This window comes from Wolbachia endosymbiont (group A) of Conops quadrifasciatus, from assembly GCF_964027015.1.
Taxonomy (GTDB): Bacteria; Pseudomonadota; Alphaproteobacteria; order Rickettsiales; family Anaplasmataceae; genus Wolbachia.
The window spans coordinates 424902-451026 of sequence record NZ_OZ034722.1 but is presented as its reverse complement, the minus strand read 5'-3'; the positions used below and the strand labels follow the sequence as shown (position 1 = coordinate 451026).

At 35.2% G+C, this 26125-nt stretch carries 17 protein-coding genes and 2 pseudogenes; 16 read left to right on the top strand and 3 right to left on the bottom strand.

All coding sequences use genetic code 11. From position 1 onward, the window contains the following. Positions 1 to 10: 10 nt before the first annotated feature. Genes AAGD69_RS02295 through gmk form a run of 3 tightly spaced genes read left to right on the top strand, consistent with a single transcriptional unit; the run spans position 11 to position 3603 of the window. A complete protein-coding gene (locus AAGD69_RS02295) occupies positions 11 to 1213 on the top strand; it encodes an ankyrin repeat domain-containing protein (protein ID WP_341812454.1) in 1203 nt (400 codons plus the stop codon). Next, positions 1206 to 3011 (top strand): pentapeptide repeat-containing protein, encoded by a 1806-nt coding sequence (locus AAGD69_RS02290; protein ID WP_341812630.1) that lies wholly within the window; start codon positions 1206 to 1208, stop codon positions 3009 to 3011. The genes AAGD69_RS02295 and AAGD69_RS02290 overlap by 8 nt, the downstream gene beginning before the upstream one ends. Then, positions 2995 to 3603, top strand: coding sequence for a guanylate kinase (gmk, locus tag AAGD69_RS02285; protein ID WP_341812629.1), 609 nt, complete (start codon positions 2995 to 2997; stop codon positions 3601 to 3603). The genes AAGD69_RS02290 and gmk overlap by 17 nt, the downstream gene beginning before the upstream one ends. 201 nt (positions 3604 to 3804) lie before the next feature. On the opposite strand, the pseudogene AAGD69_RS02280 reads toward gmk, so the two are convergent. Further along, positions 3805 to 4638, bottom strand: a pseudogene (locus AAGD69_RS02280) (transposase family protein). Positions 4639 to 5114: 476 nt separating this feature from the next. Between AAGD69_RS02280 and AAGD69_RS02275 the strand changes: the two are divergent. From AAGD69_RS02275 to AAGD69_RS02255, 5 genes and pseudogenes are all read left to right on the top strand, one after another. Beyond that, positions 5115 to 7631: an ankyrin repeat domain-containing protein gene (locus AAGD69_RS02275; protein WP_341812453.1), complete on the top strand. Its 2517-nt coding sequence runs from the start codon at positions 5115 to 5117 to the stop codon at positions 7629 to 7631. A gap of 313 nt (positions 7632 to 7944) precedes the next feature. Further along, entirely contained in the window at positions 7945 to 8262 is a 318-nt protein-coding gene (locus tag AAGD69_RS02270; RefSeq protein WP_341812452.1) for a hypothetical protein, read from the top strand. An 89-nt stretch (positions 8263 to 8351) separates the two neighbouring features. Continuing rightward, positions 8352 to 8642: a hypothetical protein gene (locus AAGD69_RS02265; protein ID WP_341812451.1), complete on the top strand. Its 291-nt coding sequence runs from the start codon at positions 8352 to 8354 to the stop codon at positions 8640 to 8642. A 45-nt stretch (positions 8643 to 8687) separates the two neighbouring features. Further along, positions 8688 to 9824, top strand: coding sequence for an ankyrin repeat domain-containing protein (locus AAGD69_RS02260; protein WP_341812450.1), 1137 nt, complete (start codon positions 8688 to 8690; stop codon positions 9822 to 9824). A 293-nt stretch (positions 9825 to 10117) separates the two neighbouring features. Beyond that, positions 10118 to 11110, top strand: a pseudogene (locus AAGD69_RS02255) (IS481 family transposase). 386 nt (positions 11111 to 11496) lie between these two features. On the opposite strand, the gene sdhA reads toward AAGD69_RS02255, so the two are convergent. Then, positions 11497 to 13302, bottom strand: coding sequence for a succinate dehydrogenase flavoprotein subunit (sdhA, locus tag AAGD69_RS02250; protein ID WP_341812449.1), 1806 nt, complete (start codon positions 13300 to 13302; stop codon positions 11497 to 11499). A 180-nt stretch (positions 13303 to 13482) separates the two neighbouring features. Here sdhA and AAGD69_RS02245 point away from each other — a divergent pair, with 180 nt between their 5' ends. From AAGD69_RS02245 to AAGD69_RS02215, 7 genes are all read left to right on the top strand, one after another. After that, positions 13483 to 13680, top strand: a complete 198-nt coding sequence (locus tag AAGD69_RS02245) for a hypothetical protein (RefSeq protein WP_341812448.1) — start codon at positions 13483 to 13485, stop codon at positions 13678 to 13680. A 351-nt stretch (positions 13681 to 14031) separates the two neighbouring features. Beyond that, positions 14032 to 14958 (top strand): ribose-phosphate diphosphokinase, encoded by a 927-nt coding sequence (locus tag AAGD69_RS02240; RefSeq protein WP_341812447.1) that lies wholly within the window; start codon positions 14032 to 14034, stop codon positions 14956 to 14958. Continuing rightward, entirely contained in the window at positions 14948 to 15301 is a 354-nt protein-coding gene (gene gatC, locus AAGD69_RS02235) for an Asp-tRNA(Asn)/Glu-tRNA(Gln) amidotransferase subunit GatC (RefSeq protein ID WP_341812446.1), read from the top strand. Before AAGD69_RS02240 ends, gatC begins: the two co-directional genes overlap by 11 nt. 551 nt (positions 15302 to 15852) lie before the next feature. Further along, positions 15853 to 16248, top strand: coding sequence for a hypothetical protein (locus AAGD69_RS02230; protein ID WP_341812445.1), 396 nt, complete (start codon positions 15853 to 15855; stop codon positions 16246 to 16248). 112 nt (positions 16249 to 16360) lie between these two features. Continuing rightward, the gene (gene guaA, locus AAGD69_RS02225; RefSeq protein ID WP_341812444.1) at positions 16361 to 17923 is read left to right on the top strand and encodes a glutamine-hydrolyzing GMP synthase; all 1563 of its coding nucleotides are present in this window, start codon (positions 16361 to 16363) and stop codon (positions 17921 to 17923) included. A gap of 777 nt (positions 17924 to 18700) precedes the next feature. Then, positions 18701 to 20002, top strand: coding sequence for a group II intron reverse transcriptase/maturase (gene ltrA, locus AAGD69_RS02220; RefSeq protein WP_341811720.1), 1302 nt, complete (start codon positions 18701 to 18703; stop codon positions 20000 to 20002). 109 nt (positions 20003 to 20111) lie between these two features. Then, positions 20112 to 21374, top strand: coding sequence for an ankyrin repeat domain-containing protein (locus tag AAGD69_RS02215; RefSeq protein WP_341812443.1), 1263 nt, complete (start codon positions 20112 to 20114; stop codon positions 21372 to 21374). Between the two features lie 3 nt (positions 21375 to 21377). Here the strand turns inward: AAGD69_RS02215 and secA are convergent, their stop codons facing one another. Then, complete coding sequence (gene secA / locus AAGD69_RS02210) at positions 21378 to 24038, bottom strand: preprotein translocase subunit SecA (RefSeq protein WP_341812442.1); 2661 nt, start codon at positions 24036 to 24038, stop codon at positions 21378 to 21380. Positions 24039 to 24287: 249 nt separating this feature from the next. Here secA and AAGD69_RS02205 point away from each other — a divergent pair, with 249 nt between their 5' ends. Further along, positions 24288 to 26072 carry an NB-ARC domain-containing protein gene (locus AAGD69_RS02205; RefSeq protein WP_341812441.1) on the top strand — a complete coding sequence of 595 codons (1785 nt, stop codon included), beginning with the start codon at positions 24288 to 24290 and terminating at the stop codon, positions 26070 to 26072. Positions 26073 to 26125 lie beyond the last annotated feature (53 nt).

Genomic DNA, 26125 nt, shown 5'->3' with positions numbered 1-26125 from the left:
TGGAATATTTATGAAGAGTATTTTATACTTTGTATTATTAGTTGTTGTATTTGGATCACTGAGCCTATTTGCTGTAGAGCAATTTGAAGAAAAGAAAATTGAATCAGTTCATAAAAACGAAAATGTAGGTGTAAGGAAGCAAGATTTACTGAGCAGCACAAATCAAAAAGATGAGTTGAAAAGCAACGTCGATGTTAAACAAACACAAGAGGCTGAGAGCAAAAGAGTAACCGATAAAGAGAAGCTGCAACACAACGAGAATAAAGCTTCTGTGGTTGAAAAAACTATAAGTGAAGGTGAAAGGATTGATAAAGATTTGCCAAATGACCAGCTAGAAGAAAGTACAGGCGAATTTGCTCGAAATTTACCAAATGTGGCCAATAAAGAAGTGAATAAAGATTTGAAACCAGAGCCTTTGCCTTTAAGTGCTGATTTAAATGAGAATACAACTGACCCGCAAAAAAATCTACAAGCTGATCAGAAGATTGATATAAAAGATAATGAACTTTCAAAAAGTGATGCAAGTCAATTATTAGAGGGAAAAAAAGAAAAAGTAGAGAATCAGTTTGAAGAAAAAAAAGTGAAAGAAACAAACAATAATTCTAAGGACCGCAATAGAGTAAAACTTATAACTAAAAAAGATGAAGAAGAGCAAAGTGAAAAGAAAAATTTACAAAAATGGACAAAGCTAAACAGAGAACCAATAAAAGAATGGGGTCATAAAGATATACAAAGCAAGTCAATATATAAACGACAATATGATAGCCTTAATGAGCATCTTCCTACAACTGTATTTATTGATGATTACAGTAAGCAATTTTTTTACTGTATTAAGAAAAATAACTTACCTTGCTTAAGAGGAATAATGAGTAAGCTAGAAAAAATTGGATTAACAACTCAAGAGATACTAAGGTTTAGAAATAAATTGGGTGATACTCCTCTCATTTATTCAGTTAAACAAGGTGAGGTAGACATAGTGCGCTTTCTCTTATTACAAGGCGCTTATCTTAGAGTAGTTAATAATAATTTTCAATCTCCAATTGATATAGCAATCGAAAAAAAGCAGATCAATATAATAAATGCGATTGCCGAAATGATGCCACACCTTTTGGAGGATAGAAAAATAGACAATAAAGAAAGCTCAGCAATGTACGATTGGGCTGTGAAAACGAAAGAAAACAATGAGTCGCAGTGCGATAAGCAAGATGATTAGATTTTTGATATTAATTTTAGTTGGTCATTTATGTTATGGAAACGAAACAAATGATGAAAAAAATCAGATTAGTGATTTTTTAAACGCTCTACATGATGCAAAATACGTATCTTACAGTAAAAAAGACTTTGCTGAATTTTTGGTGCAGTGCCACAAAGAGGGCGTGCCAGAAGATTTTAAGAAAGGTTTTGGTTCTAACTTAAATGGAGCTAATTTTAGCCAACTGTACCTAAGTAAATCTGTTTTTGATGGAGTAAGTCTGATTGGTGCCGATTTTTCTAACACCGATTTATCCGACGTGTCTTTCATTGATGTTGATTTACGTGGTGCTAATTTCTCCAATGCTAATTTACATGGCATTAAAATAAAAGGTACAAATTTGAATTTTACAAAATTTGTTTCTGCAAACTTAACAGATATCGTATTTGATCAGTCTAATGTTAGTTATGCTGATTTTATCAGTTCCGATCTCAAAAAAGTAAGTATGCACAACGTAATTGGTTTGCATACTAATTTCTCGAATGTGAAAATGAATCTCTCCAACTTATCAAACTCGAATGTTAGCTACGTAAATTTTAATGATAGTGAAATAAACGATACTGTTATGCAGAAAAATAACCTTGATAATGCAAGTTTCTTTGGAGTGGATGCATATAAATTAAAGATACAATTTTCTTCATTAAAAAATGCTAACATATATGGTGCAGAGTTAAAAGAATCAGACTTTACAGGTAGCAATCTTTCCGATGCCTGCCTTAATTCTTCTATCATAATTAACAGTAACTTCGACGAAGCTAATTTAAGCAACACACAAATTTCCTATGTGAATGACGATAATTCAAGTTTTGTTCAATCTATACTAAATGGTTCCAAGATAAAACATGTATATGTTTCTGGAGCAAGTCTTCAGGATGCTGATTTATCCAATATTGATTTTAGTTTTAGTGAACTGCATCAAGTTAATGTCTCTAATGCTGACATTCGTCACGGAAAGTTTCATAATACTAAAGTTGCGAATTCTAACATGAATGGCTCATTTTTTGACCATTCACTATTCACCTCTGCGAAGATAGAAGATTCAGACCTTTCTACAACTTCAATGTATAAGATAAAAATCCAAGACTCTCAAGTTTATAACAGTACACTTTTTCACCATAATATTGATTCCAGTGAAATAGAAAATTCAACATTCTTTAATTTATTAGCTGATAATTCGAGCTGGTCCAATTTAAAAGTAACTAATTCAAATTTTATTGAAAGCGATTTCAGATCTTCTTTGCTTCACGCTAATGCCTTTAGGAAAACTAGCTTTTTTCTTAGCAATTTGAGCAATTCAACAATTAGTGATACGTCTTTTTACTCTTCAAGCATATATAAAAGTTCAGTTGCTGATGCTCATTTAACAGATTGCAAGTTTGATAATTCAATTTTGATTGACAATCAAGGGCAGAAAAAACTTGCAGGGTTAGAAAATGCTATAACTTCAATTGGAGATTTGCAAGAGAAAATATCACAGGGTGAAAAATTTAATGTAAATTATTCTTACTTTGAATTTAAGAATATGAATTTAGAAAATGCTGATTTTTCTAATTCAACATTGAGTAGAGCAAAGTTTGTAAACGTTAATTTGAATAAGGCAAATCTTGAAAAAACCGATTTGCGCTATACTGTCTTTGATAACTCTTCTCTCATTGGCAGCAACTTATCAAATTCTAATTTAGAAGGTTCTAGCTTTTTAAACTCTGATCAAAAAAGCGCAATGTTAAAAAATGCAAAGAAAAATGACCGTAAAAAGTGAGGGCGTATTATTGGTTCTATCCTCCCCTTCTGGAGCTGGAAAAACTACTATATCAGCAAAATTACTTGATCAATCAACTAATTTAGTTAGGTCTGTTTCTACGACTACGCGCAAGCCTCGCCCCGGCGAAATAAATGGAAAAGACTATTTTTTCGTTACCGAAGAAAAATTTCACGAGTTATGCGAAGCTGGTCAGATGATTGAATACGCCAAAGTTTTTGAGAATTTTTATGGTATACCAAGAGATTTTATAGAGCAAAACCTGAGCAGTGGAATAAGCGTTTTACTAAGCATAGACTGGCAAGGAGCATTTCACTTATTCAAGCTAATGAGAAAAAAAGTTGTGAGTGTTTTTATACTTCCCCCTTCAATGGAAGAGCTTAGGTTGCGTTTGCAAAAGCGTAATAGTGATGATGCAAGCGAAATAGAGCGCAGATTAGCCGAAGCTCAAAAAGAGATAAGCAAACGTGATAAATATGATTATGTAATAATCAATGATGATATTGATAAAAGTGTAGAAGAGATAAGCTCCATACTAAATAAAGAAAGACTTAAAAAACTAAAAGAAAAACCAAGTCTGGAAGATTTATAAAAGCATCGATCTGCAGCTATAGTTTCTTATCCTATAGCTAACACATCATACCGTCACGAACCGTCATACCGCGATTCATTCGCGGTATCTCAGCATAGATTCCGCTAACACGTAGCGGACCGTCATACCGCCTCGGCATAAGACCTGCTGAGAATCAAGCAATAAAAAGAAGGAAAGGAGGGTGACTAAAATCAAGGTTAACTAAAAGGCGTGCTTAAGATTCACAATACCAGCAATAATATTGAACCTCAGGTTGTATTTTTTCTGAAAATTGCGGTAAACATGAGACATAATCTTAAATATCTTTATCTCACGGATCTTATTTTCTACTCTCATTCTAAATGATGCTAATCTTCTATTATGCTCTTTCTGCTCTGGAGTTAATGGCTTTTTATGATACTTTTTATATGGAATTATAACATTGCTTTGCAATTTTTGCCAACCTTGATATCCAGAATCGGCATATTTTATGCTATCGATTGGTAAATATTTTTCTTGTTTCCTTATGCGAAAATCATTAATTCTACCACGATATGAATTTGACACTGATAAAATTCTTCCACCTTCTTCGATAATAATCTCAGTTTTCATAGTGTTGGTTCTTTTTTTTCCTGAATATGATTTCTTCCGTTTTTTACTATCTTCTGGTCTCTGTATTTGCTGTTCTGTAACATCAGCCAGAATCTTCAGTATTTTTTCTGGTGTCATACTTCTATCTTTTGTTATAGTAACTTTTTTGGCAAGTAATGGCTCTATTTTCTTCAGTAACCTAAATACATTTGCGTTGTGAACATTGAACAGGCACCCTAAAAATCTATGTGTTATGTAAGTGCGATAGTACAAAATTACGCAAAATAACTTATCTTCTAGAGTTGGTAGTTGTGATCTTCTACCATGGCACTTTTTCTGTTTTTCAAGTCTTTCCTACCCAGACCTCACTTTTTCCACTACCTTTTCGAACTCCTCTATAGTTAAACCTGTTATATTACGAAAGTTTCTTGGGTGTTTCTTCATGTTATAGTAACTAAAGCTCATTTTTTTACCTTACTCAATCTGCTTATTCTTCTTCTACTTCTCTCACATTATTTTTTCAATCACCTTTTGCAGCAGGTCTATAGATTCCCCTAACGGGTAGCGGAATGACAGCAATCCTACGTCATACCGCGATTCATTCGCGGTATAGATTCCGCTAACGAGTAGCGGAATGACGGTTTTTCAAATTTGTCGGTAAATCTAAGTCAGTTTAGCTATATTTTAGCCAGCAGCACGTTTTGCAGTTACTCACTTTAGCTATATTTATTATTTTTTAAGATTAAATGGTTAAAATAGTAGACAACTGTTCAAGTGAGGATTTGACTATGATAACAGATTTTCTAATAGAAACTAGTTTTCTGCCTTTCAACCTATATTTTGATCACATATACAACGTTTAGCTCAATTTAAAAGTCAAACTTCTTGGTTGTTAGTTTAGTGCTGACAACTTAAATAGCTTTTAATATTGGGGTTTTAGTATGGGTATAGATCTAAGCACACTAGCTACTAATGCAAATAAATTAGACGAATGCATAGATAAAAATAAAAAGCGAGAGCAGGATAAAAAAGACGAGCAATTGTATGGCACTATAGAGAGAAAGGTAAAAAAAGAAAAACACAAGCGTGAAAAACCAAGAGGTCAAGATGGAACCCTCAAGAAGTGCAAAAGGTTATTTGAGGAAGGTGCTAGCTCTGAAGTATTAACTAAATTAGAAGAATCACTTAGAGAACAAGAAAAATATTATAGGTATTATGTCCAATGCTTTCTTCCGGTATTGAATAGAAAAATATCGAAAGAACTAGACCCTATAAAAAAAGAGGAAATAGGACAAGTAATTTCAGAAATTACTTATAATAGCAGATATTGTTTTACCCACAACCAAAATGATCGTAGGGACAGTGAAACAGAGAGTGGCTACGGTAGCGATGTTGAAAACGATCATAAAGTAACGCATAATAATGTTCAATTATTAAAAGCAATCGAAAATGGAAATAACAGGAAATTTAAAAAATATCTCAAAGATTGCACGGATATTAGCAGCATAAAAGATGAAAAAGGAAATAATATTTTACACCTCATTGCGTCGTTGGAAAAGAAACAGAAATGCAAGTTTCTGGGTATCCTAATAAAAACGGTCACCGAGGAAGATTTAGCACAACTCATTAATAGTGAAAATCAGGACGCTCTTCAGGTGGCACTAATTAACAAGATAACAAAAGAAAAACATGAGTCTCATACGATCCAAAATAATGATAACACACTTAAGTTTCTTACAAAATTGTTAGAGCATGGAGCCAGCTCTGATAATTTAGGATTATCTACAAAAGAATTACAAAACTTAAAAGAAGAGCAAAAGACATACTACCGTAATTTCTTAGAAAAATTAGCAGAGCAAGGAAAGAAATCTAAATTAAAGCCAGAAATAAAAATCAATACAGAAGCAAAAATTAAAGAAATTATACCACGTACCATAAATACTCCAGATAGTAATGATAATTATCAATTACATTTAGCAATTAAAGATAATGATAAAGAACGTTTTGAAGAGTTATTGCAAAAAGGGGCAGATATTAGCCTTAAAGACACAGATGGTAATAATGCTTTACACTTGATTGTTAAACCTGAAACAAAACAAAAACTTAAACTTCTCAATATATTGCTAGAAGCAAGCCAAAAAGAACAATTTATAAAAGCTGTAAATGATAAAAAAGAAGGGCAAACACTGCTCCATCTGGTACTCCAGCGCATACAAGAAAAGAGTAAAGAACCTTCATTGAAAAATAAAATAAAAAATGTAGTAAAAAAAGAATTTAAGGATACTGGCAGGTATAAAGCCTTAGAGTTATTTCTACAAAATGGTGCAGATATTACTGTGCAAGATAAAGATGAAAAAAATGCTCTGCACTATATTGCTTCATTCAAAGGAGAACAAAAAGTTGCATGTTTGAAGTTGATTTCAGATAAAGATGGATTTAGTAATGCTGTAAATACTACTAACAAGGAAGAACAAACACCTCTTCATCAGTTGCTTCAGCATATAAAAGAAAAGAATGAGGATCGATCATGTACAGATAGAAAATTTGAAAAAATAAATAGATATAAAGCCTTAGAGTTATTTTTACAAAATGGTGCAGATATTACTGTGCAAGATAAAGATGAAAAAAATGCTCTGCACTATATTGCTTCATTCAAAGGAGAACAAAAAGTTACATGTTTAGAGTTGATTTTAAATTCGGTGGAAAAAGAGAAATTTAGTAAAGCTGCAAACGCCACTAACGAAAAAGAACGCACACCACTACAAGTAGCGCTAATTACTAAGACGACAAAAGATAAACATAATTTGGTCAATCCTAAGAGCCGTGATAACACGATCAAGTTCTGTGTAAAATTAGTGCAAAATGGTGTTGACCCAAAGCAGTTAATACTACCCGAAAGATTATGGAGCAAAGAGTATTATAAAATTATAAAAGGAATAGAGAAATCAATGGGTAGAGCGCTTATTCCAGATGATATGAGAACTGAACTGAAGTGCAATTTTGGTAAGAAGTTAAAAGCACGCGATATTGTGAAGTATGTCAATAATGTTGTTTGTAAAGTAGTGACAACGCTTGTATTTACTGCTTTAGCCTGTGCGGTAATATTCAGCGCTTCTCAAGGAAGTATTACAATTGCAACTGCCTCATCTATTATAGCAGTTATTGGAGTTTGTTATCTTATTTACTTGAATTTAGAAAATATTTATGAAGGATTTGGAAAAATTAAAGGAAAGTTTACTGAAGAAAAGCAACTTACACTTCAAGATAACGCACCAAAAAATGATACACAATGCAATAACTCTGTTAAGGATATAGAAAATAAGTCCAACGATTTAGAAGAGCAAGAGGTGCAAAAATCATCAAGTCAATCAGAATATACAGAAAACCCAGCTACTAAAATGAGCGATGTATCAATACTACGTCAATTCATGAATAAGCTAGTAGGGAACGTTCTATAGCTAGCTACAATTTGATATGCCGTCATTCCGCTACTCGTTAGCGCCGCGTTATAGCACATTTTGCACCTGTTCACTTTAGCTATATACCAATATTTATCCTTTCTTAAAACTAAACATTTAAAATAGTAGATAATCGTTGAAGTGAGGTTTAACTATGATACTAGCAGAAACGCTCTTCTGCCTGTATTTCGATTACATATACAACATTTTAAAATTTAAATCTAGCTTTTTAGTTGTTAGTTCTCAATCTCAAATTGTTAACACATACAACTACAAAAATATACAAATGGTTAATTTTTAGTGAGGCTTTGGTATGACAAAAGAAAATTCTACATCTAGTGAGTTAGTACACAACAATGAATTATTGAGCATTATAACGAAAAAAGTAACAAAAGGAAAGCACAAACACCTACACCCAGAAGTGGGGAAAGACAAGACTCTCAACAAATGCAAGGGATTGTTCAAGGAAGGGGCTAGTCCTAAGATATTAACCGAAGTGTTAACCAAATTAGGAGAATCACCTGAAGAACAAGAAAAATATTATAAGTATTATACTCAACACTTCCTTCCAGCATTGAAAAAAGAAATCAAACGGTCAAAAAAACTAGACCAACAAAAAAAGAGGAAATAGAACAAGTAATTTCAGAAGCTATTAACAAGAGCAGCAAAAAAGATCATCCTGATAACGTTGATCAAAATGAAACTGGTCGTAGAGGGAGTATGGAGAGTAAAACCGAAAGCGGCAACAGTGGCGAAGCTGAAGATGATCATGCTGACGAGAAAGACCACATTTCGGGTATACCAATTTTCCACACAGCAAATGAAGACCAAGAAGTAGAGAACGGAATAATGAACAGCAGTGTTCAATATACTGATAAGGAACAGCCAATATTCAAAGTAATCAAAAATGGAGATCAAGGGAAATTTAGAGAATATCTGAAAGGTTGCACGGATATTAGCAGTGTAAAAGATAAAAAGGAAAATAATATTTTACACCTAATAGTTACATAATTAGAGAAAAAACAAAAGTTTGATTTTTTAAATACAGTACTAGATGTGAGTAAGAAGGAAGGAAAAGAGCAACTTAAAGCACAACTTGAAAAAGCTGTAAACGATAAAAATGGCAACGGTCAAACACCACTGCAAGCATTGTTACTTAGTAAAGTAACAAAAGAAAAACATAGTTTTGAGACTACACCGAGAAAAACTTTAACACCTTTAAAAAAACTTATACCACACTACGACAATACAATAGTATCTGCTATACAATTGCTCAAATTAGGAGCAAATATTGATGATTTGCAGTTGTCTAAAGAAGAATTACAGGAGTTAAGCGAAAAACAAAAAATATATTATCTTAACTTCTTAGAAAAATTGGCAGAGTCAGTAAAGAAGTCTGAATTAGAACCAGAAATAAAAACCAATACAGAAACAAAAATTAAAGAAATTATAGAGTATACCATAAATACTCCAGATAGTAATCCATTACATTCAGCAATTGAAAATAATGATAAAAAACTTTTTGAGGAGTTACTACAGAAAGGGGCGGATATTAACCTGAAAGACACAAATGGCAACAATGCTTTACATCATATTGCTTTACTCAAAGGAAAGCAAAAAGTTGCATATTTGGAGTTGATTTTGAATTTAGTAGAAAAAGAAGTGATATCTCAAGATAAATTGAGAGAAGCTGTAGATGCTACCAACCAGAAAGAAGACACGCCTCTACAAGCGGTGCTAAAAACAAAAGCAAGGAAAGAAAAAATTGAATATCTAAAGCAAGGAACAATTTTTGATTCAACAGTTAGTTGTAGCAATACAACAAAGTTTTGTGCAATGCTGCTAGAAATGGGCGCTGATCCCTGTTCTCTAGAGTTGGAAGGTCAAACATTTGATACTAAAAAGTATTATCTAACTTTACTTAATTTAAAAGAATATCCAAGAATTACACAAGAAGCACAAAAAAAGGTTAGAGAGCTAAAGGAGAAACTCGAGGAAAAATACCACTGTAAAACTGCTTCAAAAAAATGTCAGTCTGGCATTGAAAAAGCAGGTTCTTTTATAGAAAAAACAGCATCTACTACAGGAAAAGCAGTATCTGCTGCTGGAAAAGTACATAGATCCAGCAAAGAGAACCCGTCAAACATTAGTATCCATAACAACGGTTATTTTCATTTCATCTGTAGCATATAGTGTCTCTCAGGGTTACATTGGGGCCCTTGCCACTTTATTCCTCGCAGCTATTGCTATAGCTACATGTCTTGCTCTCACTTTAGGGTTTAGTGGTGTTAAGAAATGTTTTGAAAAACTAACTAATAAAACAAAGAACCCTACTGACAATGACCGACAGACAAAGCGTGCAAGGTGCGCCAAGAAGTGCGTAAGGAACAGTTGGTGAAAATCTAACTCAGGTAAAGCCGCTGTACAGTCCCAGAGTGTGATAGTATGATAAAATGTGAGAAAAAAATACCATCAAAGGAGGAATTATGGGACAAGTATTACATGGGTGTGCCAAAACAACAGAGACGATTCGTAGAGCAATACAAAATAGTAAAGAGAGCATAGCAAAACTCTCAAAGTATTATAACCTTAATCCAAAAACTATTATTAAGTGGAGAAAACGCTCATTCACTAAAGACGCTGATATGGGTCCAAAACATCCAAGATCAACTGTTCTAACTTTAGAAGAAGAAGCAATAATCGTCGCATTTCGGAAGCATACACTTCTACCATTAGATGATTGCCTTTATGCCTTGCAGTCTACAATTCCGCACTTAACTCGTTCTAGCCTGCATCGCTGTTTACAAAGACATAACATTAGCAAACTGCCAGATGTTGATGGTGAAGCTAAACCAAAAAAGAAATTTAAGAAATATCCTATAGGCTATTTCCATATTGATATTGCAGAAGTCAGAACAGAGGAGGGAAAACTATATCTATTTGTTGCTATAGATAGAACATCCAAATTCACCTATATTGAGTTACATAAAAGTGCTACAAAACCCATAGCTGCTGAGTTTTTACGTAATTTGATTAAAATTCTACCGTATAAAATCCACACTGTTTTGACAGACAACGGTATACAATTTACCAACCAGAAACGCCATAAATACGCTTTCCAACACATATTTGATAGAGTTTGTGAAGAACATAATATTGAACATCGTCTAACAAAAATCAGCCATCCTTAGACAAATGGGCAAGTTGAACGTATGAACAAAACTTTAAAAAATGCTACTGTTAAAAAATACTACTACCAATCACATCAGCAACTCACAAAGCATCTTTATGACTTTGTCATGGCTTACAATTATGCAAAGAGACTCAAAACTCTTAATGGTCTTACTCCTTTTGAATTTACATGTTCTCAGTGGACAAAATCTCCTGAATTGTTTATACTAAATCCTTACCATCACACTCTGGAACCATACATCATGATCGTCTTAAAGAATGGTGGCAGAAACTCAAAACTAAACTAACAGGACACTATAGCTATTTCGGAATTAGCGGAAATTATCGATGTTTAAGTCAATTCTATCGATCGATAACAAGGCTAGCATTTAAGTGGATAAACCGACGTAGTCAAAAGAGAAGTATGAAGTGGGAGCAATTCAACCATTACTTACTAGTCAATCCACTACCAAAGCCAAAAATACACTATTCTTTATATACATGAGAGCGAATGCTATGAATGCTATTATTGTGGAGCCGTGTGCAGGAAAGCTGCATGCAAGGTTCTTGTGGGGAAGTTATAAGAACAAAACTCAAACAAGAGGTATAGGACTATGACTTCTACCGAACAAATCCAAAAAGTGAAATGAAAGATACATCAACAAAATCTCCCGCAGATGGGTTAACAATATAACTAGTATACCCTCTTTTCTGGAGCGATGAAGTCAATTTCATCGCTCAGAGTTTTTTCAGCCACTTTTTTATAATCAATTTTTACGTTAATTTGACCTTTCTTTTCTTCAAGCCACGCTATGGTGTGTTTCATCCAATTTTTATCATCACGCTCAGGAAAATCTTCACGAGCATGAGAACCTCTACTCTCCTCTCGATTGGCTGCGCATTCCATGGTAATAACCGCTTGTGGGATCATGTTAGCAAGCTCCAGTGCTTCAACTAAATCACTGTTCCATATCATACTGCGATCCTCAAGTGAAATATCAGACATCATTTTTGCTACCTTTTTTATAGCTTTTTTGCCTTCTTCTAAAACTTCAGCAACACGAAATACTGATGCGTACTTTTGCATAGTGTTCTGCATTTCACTGCGTATTTTTGCCACCCTAAACTTTCCAGAAGCAAACCGCATTTTACTAAATCTATCTATTATCCAATCTGTACAATCTGAGCTCAATTTTTTATGTGGTGTACCGGATTTTAGTTTCTCTTTTGCTCTGAGCGCTGCAGCTCTACCAAAAACCACAAGATCAAGAAGTGAGTTAGAACCAAGTCGATTTGCACCATGCACAGAGACACACGCAGCTTCTCCAATTGCAAATAGTCCATCTACCACTTCTTCCTTACCTTGCTTCAGCGTGATCACTTCTCCATGATAATTGGTTGGAATGCCGCCCATGTTGTAGTGAACAGTCGGAATGACCGGTATTGGATCTTTAGTGACATCAACTCCAGCAAAAGTTCTTGCGGTTTCGCTGATGCCCGGCAATCTGAGTTTTATTACTTCCGGATCAAGATGCGCTATAGTTAAATACATGTGATCTTTTTTCGGTCCAACTCCCCTTCCCTCTCTAATTTCAATTGTTATTGCACGACTTACCACATCACGGGAAGCTAAATCTTTTGCTTTTGGCGCGTAGCATTCCATAAACTTTTCGCCCTGAGAATTAACGAGATATCCCCCTTCACCACGGCACCCTTCTGTCATCAAGCACCCTGAGCCATATATTCCTGTTGGATGAAATTGTACAAATTCCATATCTTCAAGTGGTAATCCAGCCCTTACTACCATGCCATTACCATCACCTGTGCAGGTATGCGCACTTGTTGCAGAGAAATAAACACGTCCATATCCACCTGTTGCTAACACCACTTTATGCGCACGAAATTTATGTAATGTGCCGTCGCATAGCGACCAAACAAGAACTCCACAGCATGCTCCGGTTTCGCTATCCATAATTAAATCAATCACAAAGTATTCAACAAAAAATTCAGCGTTGAATTTAAGACACTGCTGATATAGAGTGTGAAGGATTGCGTGCCCAGTTTTGTCTGCTGCCGCACAAGTGCGTTGAGCTGATTTTCCTTTACCAAAGTGAGTTGTCATTCCACCAAAAGAGCGCTGGTATATTTTGCCATTTTCTGTACGAGAAAAAGGTACGCCAAAATTTTCAAGTTCAATAACAGCTTTAGCAGCGTTTTTACACATATATTCTATTGCATCTTGATCACCAAGCCAGTCTGAACCTTTTATTGTGTCATATGCATGCCAGCGCCAATCGTCTTCACCAATATTACCTAAAGCTGCACTAATTCCGCCTTGTGCTGCAACTGTATGACTTCGTGTAGGAAAAATTTTAGAAATGCAGGCAACTGAAAAATTAGTTGCAGCCATCCCAAGCGTTGCTCTGAGCCCTGCTCCACCTGCACCCACTACTACCACATCATACTCATGTTCTATGATCTCATACGCTGACTTATCCATATTTGCTTATTTTATCATTACAGGCTTATGATATCACAGAAGTAGAAAAAATCTATACAAGTTTTCTATAGCTAATACCAATTCTCATTATTAGTGAACCACTTTTTCATCCAATAATTTTGATCTTAATGCCATTTAAACCTCGCTATTTTACTTACTTCAGGTGGAACATACAATAAAATGGTTGAGTCTTTATCTGGCTTGCATCCATCGGTAGTTATTACACTAAATAAACAGGAAGTTGTTGGAATGATAAAAGAAACGATTACTCAAAAATTTTCTGAAATGGCCAGGGAAAACCTTGGCAATTTCTCTGAGGAAGAGCAGGAAAAGATTCGTAATGAGTTGCCGGAATTATCGTCTGAAACAGTAAGATAGCTACACGCTTAGCTCTTGAGAAAAAGTGTCAGGGGTTTAGCAGTGGACTAGATAATGATAAAAAGGAGGAAATACTAGGAGAATGTATGAGTAATTTATCCTATGTTGAACTGGAGAATCAAAACGAAGTGGTAAGGTAAATTATATTTTATTAAAGTTATTTATCTTGAAACATAAGCAGGATTTTGTATAGTTGTTTCAATTTGGGTCTGTATATTGAAACAATGCGTGAAAATGACAGGTCATTGTACAAGAGGTACCTAATTTGCCGACAAGAATGCTAGATAAAGAAACTTACATTTCAATTATTTCATAATTTCTGTATAATCTTACAAGCTCAATTGGTACATTATGAAGATAATAATAGGTAATGCTAGTAAAGAATTAGGGGAATCAGTAGTTAACCGGCTAGATGTTCAACCATCCTCTGCTTGGATATCAAAGTTTACCGATGGCGAGTTAAATGTAGAAGTAGCAAATGATCTATATAATCAAGAAGTATACATAGTACAATCTCTTTCTCCCCCTGTGAATGATAACCTTATGGAGCTTCTGCTTATAATTGATGCAGTAAATAGATTAGGAGCCAAAAGGATAGTAGTAATTATTCCTTATTATGGATATAGCAGACAAGATAGAATTATCAAGAACAATGATATGCAATCTGCTTTAAATGCCAAATTAGTTACAAATCTTATTCAAACTGCAGGTGCAAGTAGTGTTGCAGTGATTGATTTGCACTCAAGTCAAATTGAAGGATTCTTTGATGTACCGATAACTAATTTGAACTGCTTTGAAGCATTTGTTGATTGTATACACACGGAAAATTTGGCAATTGTTGCACCTGATGTTGGAGCAATTAGCAGAGCACGTGCTTTTGCAAAGACTTTAGAGGAAAAGTACAAGATAGGGTTGAGTGATAAGATTATTGTAGTAGATAAATATAGGGAGAAAGCAGGCACATCTCAAGTAATGAACATAATAGGAGAAGTTGCGAATAAAAATTGTGTCATTGTTGATGATATAGTTGACTCTGGTGGAACATTGTGTAATGCAGCCCTTGCTTTAAAAAATTGCGGAGCAAAGTCCGTAATTTCATTCATCACACATGGCGTGCTTTCAGGAAGTGCAGTTGAAAAAATTTCTTCCTCTTCTTTAGATAAATTAGTGATTACGGATACTATACTTCACAAACTTGAAAAAACTGGTAAAATAGAAGTTGTTTCGGTCGTAGATATTTTAACTCACTTCATCCAAGGAGGTAAAGATGCCAGCTAAGTCAACAGAAGACGTTATTACTTCACTAATAGAATTTGCAAATAAGAGAAAAATAACAATTACCAAGGAAGAAATGCTTAAAATTGCACAGCTTGTAAGGATTAAGTTATCAAATGACAATATTGATCACTACTCCAAAGAACTGACAATGCTGGATTGGATACATGATACTTTATTGCAAGTTAATACTGAAGGTGTTTCTCCTATGCGTTATGGCAGTATAGACAAGGACATTCATGTACGCGATGATGTTATAAATTCTCAAAACATTAAAGAAGAGATATTGTCCAATACAAAACCTGAGCATGGGTATTTCGTAGTGCCAAAGGTTATAAACGATTAGGGTAAAATAAGGCTCATATCAATTCTATAATAGATCTACTTTCAAAGTATCCGTTCAGCAGAGTGGCAAAACAGGTATAGCTAACCCAAGAAGGTTTCCCTACGTCATACCGCCGTGGCGCTAACAAGTAGCGGAATAACGAATTTGTTGTTTTTCAAATTGTAGGTAAACCTAAGTCACTTTAGCTATAGTTTACTTGCCCCATGATTTTCTTTATTATCAGATATTGCTTTAAATAATATGGAGGGGTAAGTCGTCAGCAATTGCCATTATTGATTTTGGTTCACGTACGATATCGGTAGTTAACATTAGCTACCTGAGGGTCAGAGTCGCCTTTTTTAAAGATATTTTAAGTATACTAGATGTATTATTGATACGTGATAATAAAACTGGGGGTTTTTATGGAAACATCTGAATTAACTTTACTCGACTTGCAGAACTTTTTTTAAAAATTAAAAGGGCATGTACGTAGTGAAGTAGAAAAATATGTAGATGGAGAGGCAAAAGAAATTAAGGACAAGGACAAAGCAGCAACTTATATAACAAACAAAGTGTTAAATAATATGGTGGGTAATAAACCGATAGGTGAACTCCAAACAGATAAACCCAAAACAGATAAGCCTAAAAAAGTTAGGGTAGCTGAGAATCAATATACTGGAGTACAAAATAAAGAGGTCATCAAAGCTCTATTTATAGGGAAAATACTTATATGGGATCGCTCAAATAGTGGCCAGAAATACGAAATTAAAATTGAGGGAGTGGAAAAGTTTGTAGACAACAAGACTGGAAAAGTGATTGAGGCTAAGTCTCTATCTGCAGTGTGTATAGCATTGGTTGGTGGTGGAAGTGATAGTGGTTGGGAAGAATTGGAAGTATGTCTTAACCCTAAAGAGAGGCTGCAACTTCTGAAGTACCACCGTAAAAAGTTCTTCTTAGATAAAAAGTAGATCATAGCTAACGTTTAAGTCATACATCAAAGCTTTTAAGAGATCTTAGTTTACTTACTTCTTTATTTTCTTTATTATCAGATATCACTTTTAAATAATATGGAGGAGCAAATTGTCAGCAATTGCCATTATTGATTTTGGTTCACAATTTACACAGCTTATCGCAAGACAAGTCAGGGAAATGGGTTTGTATTGCGAAATATTTCCAAGCAACATCAGTTTTGAAACAATATCAAAATTCAATGGTTTTATTCTCTCTGGAGGACCACAATCTGTAAATGATGATTGTTCTGAAACAAGTAGAGTAGTACATGAAATTATAAAACTTAATAAGGCAACAAACGTTCCTATACTTGGAATATGCTATGGACAGCAACTCATTTGTCATTATTTTGGAGCAAAAGTAAAAGAGAGTTTCAAACAGGAGTTTGGCAGAACTAAAATCAAGATACTAAAAGAATCCCCCATTATAAAGGATACCTGGGATGTTAATTCCGAAGTGGATGTATTAATGAACCATGAGGACAGTGTTGATACTATACCACAGGGATTTACTGTTATCGCATCGGGTGTAATAAATCAAACAATTGCAATAATTGTCAACGAACAGCGGAAGATTTACTGTACTCAGTTCCATCCTGAAGTGAGGCCCACAACAAATGGCAGTAAATTGCTCTCTAACTTCTTGGATATTGCAAATTGCGAGAGAGACTGGACAATGAAATCGTTTATTGAAAAGCAGAAGGAAAAAATCAAAAATGTAGTAGGAGAGAAAAAAGTAATCGCTGCAGTAAGTGGTGGGGTTGATTCAAGTGTTGCAGCGGCTCTCACACATAAAGCTATAGGAAAACAATTGAACTGTATTTTTATCGATACTGGGTTGTTACGCAAGAACCAGACCATTACTATGTTAAAAGAGATTCCGATAAACTACGTTGATAAATCAAATTTATTTTTGAGTAGGTTGAAGGGGATAACTGATCCAGAAGAAAAGCGAAAAATTATCGGTAACGCTTTCATTGAAGTGTTTGAAGAAGAAGCAAAAAAAATAGGTGATGTGGATTTTTTGATGCAAGGTACCATCTACTCTGATGTAGTTGAGTCAGGGCATGCCTCAGACAACACTAGTACAATTAAGTCTCACCATAATGTTGGTGGGTTGCCAGAAAAGATGAACCTGAAGCTAGTGGAGCCTTTACGTTACCTCTTTAAAGATGAGGTAAGGCTACTTGGAAAAGAAATTGGGCTTTCAGACGAGATAATATTTCAACATCCATTTCCTGGACCCGGACTTGCAGTGAGGATTATAAGTGAAGTCGATGAAGAAAAGGTGCGAATATTGCAAGAAGTAGATGAAATATATATTAATACGATGAAAAATTACGATCTATACGATAAGATATGGCAAGCTTTTGCTGTATTATTACCAATAAAAACTGTAGGCGTCATGGGAGATGGTCGTACATACGGATATGTTTGTGCTTTAAGGGCTGTAACATCGTCCGATGGTATGACGGCTGATGCATTTCCATTTGAAGATAAGGATCAGCATTCGCTAGTGTTTTGGGACTTTTTACAGAATGTTGGCAGTATAATTATTAATAACGTTTCCGGAGTAAATAGAGTTGTCTATGACTTAACTTCTAAACCACCAGCAACCATTGAGTGGGAGTAAATCAAAAAGTCTAGTCATCCCGCTTTGTTAGCGGTTGAGATACCGTGAATAAATCACGGTATGACGTTAAGTAACTCGTCATCCCGCTACGTGTTAGCGGGATCTAGAGATACTGCGGCGGTATGAAGGTTCGCAGCGGAATGACGAATTTGTTGTTTTTCAAATTGTAGGTAAACCTAAAGCTATAGAAAAAAAGAAGAACCAGTTTCTTAGTTCTTCATTGACATAATCCACTTCATATGCCATAATAAAGCTTTAAGATTTGGAGAGAAAAAATGCAAGGTGCGCCAAGAAGTGCGTAAGGAACAGTTGGTGAAAATCTAACTCAGGTAAAGCCTAGCCAGCAATCTGGAACGAACTATTATGCTACGTAAGGTAACAAGCGTAGTAGGGCTAATAGAAGGGACAATATAGGATGCAACGAAAGTGAAGGTATTGAGTCCCGAAATTTTTGACGATATGGAGGTTGACGCTCTCTTGCAGGCGGAAGACAAAATAAGTGATAACGAAAAGGCAAGATATCACTTGCTCCATCGGGATCTAAGGCCGTGTCATGTGTTGAGATGGAACTTACGTGAACTTTGGGAGATCCTTTGTATTCCCAATAGGGTACTCTAGAACAAGTCAATAAAGGCGAGGACTGGGGAAAGATACGAAGGAAGTCGGACTAACTGATAGTACTCAGAGTGTGGGAAAGCCACATACAAGGGGAAGCGGTTAGCAATATAGTAACTGGTATAGGGATTGCTATACAAATACAACAGAGATTGGAGGAATATGCAAGGAAAACTAGACCAGATAGTAGAAAGAGCGAAGCGAGATAAACGATTGAAATTCACATCGTTAGTGCATCTGATAAATGCAGAGAATCTTGCAGAGTGCTATAAGGAACTAAAACGAAACAAGGCTTGCGGTATAGACCAGGTAACAGTGGAAACTTACGGAGAAAATCTTGAAGAGAAGCTTAGAACTCTAGTGGATAGCATGAAGAAAAAGCAGTATCAACCGCAACCGGTGAAAAGGGTATATATACCAAAAACTGGGAGCAAAGAGAAACGCGGGCTCGGAATACCATCAACAGAAGATAAGTTGGTACAGATAATGTTAAAGAAGATACTAGAAAGTATTTATGAAACAAATTTTCTGGACAACTCTTATGGATTTCAACCAGGAAGAAGCTGTCATCAAGCGGTCAAAACACTGAATAAAGCAGTTATGGACAAACCAATTAATTACATTGTAGAAGTGGATATCAAGAAGTTCTATGATAATATTCAGCATAAATGGCTAATGAGATGTCTGAGAGAGAGGATAACAGACCCCAACTTATTGTGGTTAGTAAAACGGTTTCTCAAGGCAGGAATAGTTGAAGCTGGACATTATGAAGCAACCGAACAAGGTACACCACAAGGCGGTATAGTAAGCCCAATATTAGCTAAAATATACCTACATTATGTATTGGATTTGTGGTTTGAAAAGAAATTTAAACCTAGATCCAGAGTGAGTATGCAGCTAATAAGGTTTTGCGACGATTTTGTAGTGTGCTGCGAAAAGGAAGAAGATGCGAAAGAGTTCTTGGAATTGCTGAAACAAAGATTAAGAAAATTTGGATTGGAAATATCTGAAAACAAAACAAGAATAGTAAAGTTTGGCAAGAGAGAATGGTATCAAGCAGAAAGAGAGAAACGAAGAAAGAATAGCTTCAAATTTCTTGGATTTACCCATTATTGTGGAAAGAGTCGTAATGGTAGACTAATGATAAAACAGAAAACTGTAAAAACAAGTCTAGCCAGAAAGATTAAAGAAATCAAAGAATGGATGAAGAGAATTCGAAATCACGATCGTCTTAAAGAATGGTGGCAGAAACTCAAAACTAAACTAACAGGACACTATAGCTATTTCGGAATTAGCGGAAATTATCGATGTTTAAGTCAATTCTATCGATCGATAACAAGGCTAGCATTTAAGTGGATAAACCGACGTAGTCAAAAGAGAAGTATGAAGTGGGAGCAATTCAACCATTACTTACTAGTCAATCCACTACCAAAGCCAAAAATACACTATTCTTTATATACATGAGAGCGAATGCTATGAATGCTATTATTGTGGAGCCGTGTGCGGGAAAGCTGCATGCAAGGTTCTTGTAGGGAAGTTATAAGAACAAAACTCAAACAAGAGGTATAGGACTATGACTTCTACCGAACAATTAGATAAAATACTAATAGCAGTCAATTTTAGCCAAGGTCTGAATAAGGAAAATATAGCTGATAAAATAAAAGCGAAAATAGAAGCTAAGCTAGAAGAAAATTTAGATGAGCAAACTAAGGAAGATTTAGAAAAATATCTTGAGAGGTGGGAAAAAGATAATTTTGATTTAAAGAAATTTCCATGTGGTGATTTACTAAAATTAGCAGCTGAGTTTAATTGTGAAAAACTAGCAAAGCCTTTGTTGGCAAATGGTTTTGATATTAATGATGGCTTTCCTTTGCATTGTGCTGCTAGAAAGAAAAGTCAAGAAGTATTGGTATTTCTGATACAAGAGGGAGCAAAGGTTAATCTACAAGGTAAAGATGGAAAAACTCCTTTGCATTATGCTGCTGAGAACGGGTATACACAAATAGTGAAAATCTTACTTGCAGCAAAAGCAAACGTTAGTATGCAAGATGACAGGGGATTTACTCCTTTGGATTATGCTGTTTATCATGGAGATAGAGAGATAGAAATGGTGAAATCTCTGTTAAGAGCAGGAGCTACTAATGTACAAAGTAAATGTGGATTCACTCCTTTGCATTATGTTGCTCAGCGTGGATATGTGCAAATAATAGAAACTCTACTAAAAGAAGGACATGCAGACGTTAATGTGCAAGATAAAAATGGAAAAACTACTTTGCATTATGCTACTGATAGGGAAGGAGAACATATACAAGTAACAAAAGTCCTATTACAAAAAGAAGCAAAGGTTGATGTACAAGATAAAGATGGAAAAACTCCTTTGCATTATGCTGCTGAGAATGAGTACACACAAATAGCAGAGGCTCTATCAAAAGGAGGGGCAGGTGTTGATGTACAAGATAAAGACGGAAGGACTCCTTTATATTATGCTGTTTATTACACTCATGGTGAATATCCAAGACTAAATTATCAACATCCAAAAGTAGCAAAACTTCTACTAAATTATGGTGCAGATCCATCATTTATTCATAGACCTAAAGCTACAAAAGCAGGAGCCGCTGGGGTTGTTATATCTGCTGTTGTAGTTCCATTAGCACTCGTTTACGCTACTGCATTACCTGCACTAGCAATAATTGGAATTACTGTAACATCTGCACTGATAGTTGGTAGTATTACCTATGGAGTTACATATAAGTCATCAGAGCATTCATTAAACAGTAAGCTAAGTGAGGTTAGCTGCAGTAATGTTGATGGAAATAAACAAACTGTACAACCATAATTATTAGCTCACCACAGTAACCGCGCCGTGGCAGTGTTTGTATTTCTTTCCGGAGTTGCAAGGACATTTGTCGTTTCTTGAGACTTTGGGAAGTCTGCTGTTTCTAGCAGAATGTAACCTATTGCCTATCTCTTGGTTGTCTGCCAACTTAAAGTGTGCTAAGCGATGAATGGTGAGTTCCTTACATTTTTCAAGCATTGACTCAAACATTAAGAAAGCTTCGCGTTTAAATTCATTCAGTGGATCTTTCTGCCCCATGGCACGTAAGCTTATGCTCTGTCTTAAGCTTTCTAAAGTTGAAAGGTGTTCCCTCCATAAATGATCAAGTGTCATTATCATCATTTGCTTCACGATCGTATTCCACAAATCTGTAGTGTGCTGACTGTTGAAATATTTTTCTTTCTCAGTAAAAAATTCTTGTATCTTATCATTTATATAATTCAAAGCTTCTTGTTTGTTTAAAAACTTTGCTAAATCTTCTTTATCAATCGTTATTCCATACCTTGTATGGAATTCTTTGACTATATCTTCAATATAATCCTCATAATAGCCACTTTGGATTATACCTTCTACTATGCTCTCATTTACTTCGCTATATACTTCAAGTAAATCATTAATTTCGTTGCCTAAAATATTGTTTCTCTTCTTAAAAATAACTTTACGTTGGTTGTTGATTACGTCATCAAACTTAAGCAAAGACTTCCGCACATCATAGTTTCTAGCTTCAACTTTCTTCTGTGCCTTCTCAAGTGCCTTATTGATCCATGGATGATGAATAGCTTCGTTATTCTTTAACCCTACTTTTTGTAAAAAGCTTCTCATTCTATCAGAACCAAATATTCTCATTAGGTCATCTTCAAGCGATAAAAAGAACTTAGAAAGTCCAGGATCCCCCTGACGACCAGAACGGCCGCGTAATTGATCATCTATTCTCCTGCTTTCATGTCTTTCGGTTCCAACCACGCATAAACCACCAGCTTTTATAGCAATTTCCTTATCTTTTTTTACTCTTTCGACTATTTCTTGGTATTTTTTTTCTCTTTCATCAGCATTTTTTATCTTCTTTAGCTCTACCTTTGCAATCATTTCAGCGTTTCCACCGAGTTGAATATCAGTTCCACGTCCTGCCATGTTAGTTGCTATAGTGATACTACCTGGCACTCCAGCTTGCGCTATTATGTACGCCTCTTGTTCATGATAACGAGCATTCAATACTGAATGCTTAAGAGAATGGCTTTGCAAAAGCGCAGAAAGCTTCTCAGAGTTTTCGATGCTTACCGTGCCAACAAGGACCGGTTGAAGGCGTTTGTGGCATTCTTCTATAAACTTCAACACAGCATTAAATTTTTCTTTTCCTGTGCCATAAATTTCATCATCAATATCAACTCTTTTTACAGGTACATTGGTTGGAATTTTTACTACATTTAGTCTGTATATATCACGAAACTCTTCTGCCTCTGTTGCTGCTGTTCCAGTCATTCCGGAAAGTTTATTGTACATACGAAAGTAATTCTGAAATGTGACCGATGCTAAAGTTTGGTTTTCATGCTGAATTTCAAGATTCTCCTTCGCTTCAAGTGCCTGATGAAGACCATCGGAATATCTCCTGCCCTCCATCATACGCCCAGTAAATTCATCAATAATCACTACCTTGCCATCCTTTACTATATAATCTTTATCAGCAGTAAACAGCTTATGTGCACGTAATGCTTGGTCTATATAATGAGTCATTATCATGCTGTCAGTATCATAGAGCGAGGAATTTTCAGGAATGAGATTGTATGACCTGAGTAGTTCTTCCACTCGTGAAATACCATCTTCAGTAAGGAACACTGCCCTACCCTTTTCATCCACCTCATAATCAGAGTCAACTAATTTGGTTACTATTTTATTGATATGCTTATATATCTGATTGTTTTCCTCAATCTGGCCAGAAATAATAAGCGGAGTGCGAGCTTCATCAATGAGTATTGAGTCTACTTCATCAACTATTCCGTAGTGAAAGCCTCTCTGAACCATGTCTTCTTGAGAAAATTTCATATTGTCTCGCAGGTAATCAAAGGCAAGCTCGTTATTTGTGGAATACACGATATCTGCACTGTAAGCCTCTTTTCTCTCTTCATCTGTCAAGTTATTCGTGATAAACGCAACAGAAACCCCAAGAGAATTATATAATTTGCTCATCCACTCTGTGTCTCGTTTTGCAAGATAATCGTTAACAGTTACGACGTGCACGCCTTTCCCTTCTAAAGAATTAAGGTATGCAGCTAAAGTTGCAACGAGTGTCTTTCCCTCTCCTGTTTTCATTTCTGATATCATGCCGTTATGGAGCACCATTCCACCGATCAGTTGAACATCGAAGTGTCTCATGTTAAGAAACCTTCGAGAGGCTTCGCGCACAACCGCAAATGCAGGTACGAGAAGATCATTTAACGTTTTTCCATTTTTCAATTCTCGTTTGAATTCTTCAGTTCTACCAGCAAGCTCCTTATCAGATAAGCTCTGCATTTCTGTTTCTAATGCATTTATTTGCTGAACAATTTTCCTAAAGGATTTTATTATCTTCTTGTTTGTTGACCCAAATATCTTTATTATAAAAAAGAATGACAACGTAAAAATGAAAAATATAAGAATGGCTGTCAAAATTAGCGGAGAATCTAGCATAAACTTAAGTAACGTCTTATTTAATATGAGATTATATTACTAAATGCAGCCTACAGCAATGACATATTAGATTCGGGGAATCTTTGGAAAGTCTTTTTTAAATCAAGAATTAAGAGTTTGCCAGGCAATTCCTACCCTCGAAGGCCTTTCTATCAACACATAAAGACTCTATTGCATTATTTTAGGTGTTTGGTAATCTTTAATTCTAGATCAAACAAATTTATAGCAGCCTGTATGAGGTAACTAGTTATGCACGGTATAATATCCTACCAGCTAAAGGTATTGATGCTATTTTTGCATCGCGGAGTGCTCTATCAGCACTCTTTTCGCTTAGGTACAGAAATAGAAGAAGCCAGGAAATTCGATGATTTAGTATTTGAATGTATCCAAGGTAGTAAGAAAGTATACCGCTTTTTGCAGGCCAAACACACACAAGATGAAGATAACAAGAAAATTGGAGTAGGGAACTTACTTACAAAAGATAAAAGTGGTGAATTTGGATTAGCAAATTATTTCATTTCTTACCTAAAGATCAAAAATAATCAAGATTTTGCAGATGGTAACCTGAAAGATTTTATTATCTGCACTAATATCGATTTTGATCTGGACCAAAGCACAGCACAAAACACAGTGAAGAAGTTGAAGGTAAAAACTTCAGGACCAAACAATGAAATAGAAATTTTAGTTGAAGTAATCGACACTAGTGATGTCTTTTTTAAAGACGGCGGCACTAGATATAAGTTCTCTTGTATTCATAATAATATGATTTCGGTAGTGCAACCGACATTTGAGAGTGCTGTGGAAGAGACGATAGAAGAATTAGAAAAGGAGATAGAAAAACTTCAAAGTAAATCAGATCAGGATTCAAAAAGGAAATTGGGAAGAAATCAAAAGTGGCAAAACGAATTTAAACAAATAATAAAGAGCAGGTTAGAAGAGAGTATAAAAGAATTTTTTGATAAATTAGTATTTGCAGTAAATCAGCCGAATGAGACGAAACTAGCGGAAATCATTAAGAATGAGCTGGGCGAGCAATTTAATGATATTGACAGAAAAAATGTTTACGCTCGCTTCCAAGAAAAAATGCTAGATTGGCTGAAAGAAAAAGGGAGACGTTTTCTTACACATGAAGACGGAAGAGAATTCTTTCGCAAGATGAAAGAAGAAATCTTAGGAGGCTTTCGATTTGAGGTGAGAAATCCAGTAGGATCGTTTACTGGAAGAAAAACAGAGCTAGAAAAACTGCATGAGTCAATACAAGAGAGTCAAGGTGTAGCCACAGTAATATCGCAACTGGTTTCTATCAGTGGGTTGGGAGGAGTAGGTAAGACTGAGTTAGTCAGAAAATATATTGAAGAACACAGTAAAGATTACGATAACAACATTATATGGGTAAATGCTGCAACCTATGAAACCATGGTGCGGTCTTTTCTGAAGTTGGCTAATGAACTTTTAGGCATTACTACAGAAGATAGGGATGTTGAATCTATTGTAAGAGATATATACGCTTTTTTCGCAAAGAGAAAAAGTCTTTTTGTTTTTGATAACGCAGAAGAATATAGAAGTGAAGGTCAAGATGCTGGTATTAGTCAATTTTTACCGTCCCACTTTTTATCATCTGATGATAATAAACCTAGTGTTCTGATTACTTCTCGTAATAAGAAATGGGGAGATATAAAACCATTAACATTGGGTGCATTTACTGAACCAGAATCAATAGATTTCATTAGAAAAGCATTGGATATAAAGGATGGATCACAAGAACATGAAATAAAGAATTTAGCAGAAACATTACAGCATTTTCCTTTAGCTCTGCAGCAGGCAGTTGCATACATAAAAGAAAGGGATATAGCATTAAAGAATGTAGGTTCGAAGTTTGAAATTGGTGATTACTTAAAGAGATATAAAGAGGAAACAGAAAAATTACTTGATTTTAAGTTTCCTAAAGACAACAACGATAACTACACTGAGACAACTTTTATAACCTGGAGAATTACTATTGATAAAATCCAAGATAACTTAGAGTATGGTTAGCAAGCTAAGGAAATTTTGGATATTATTGCCTATATTGCTCCTGACAACATTCC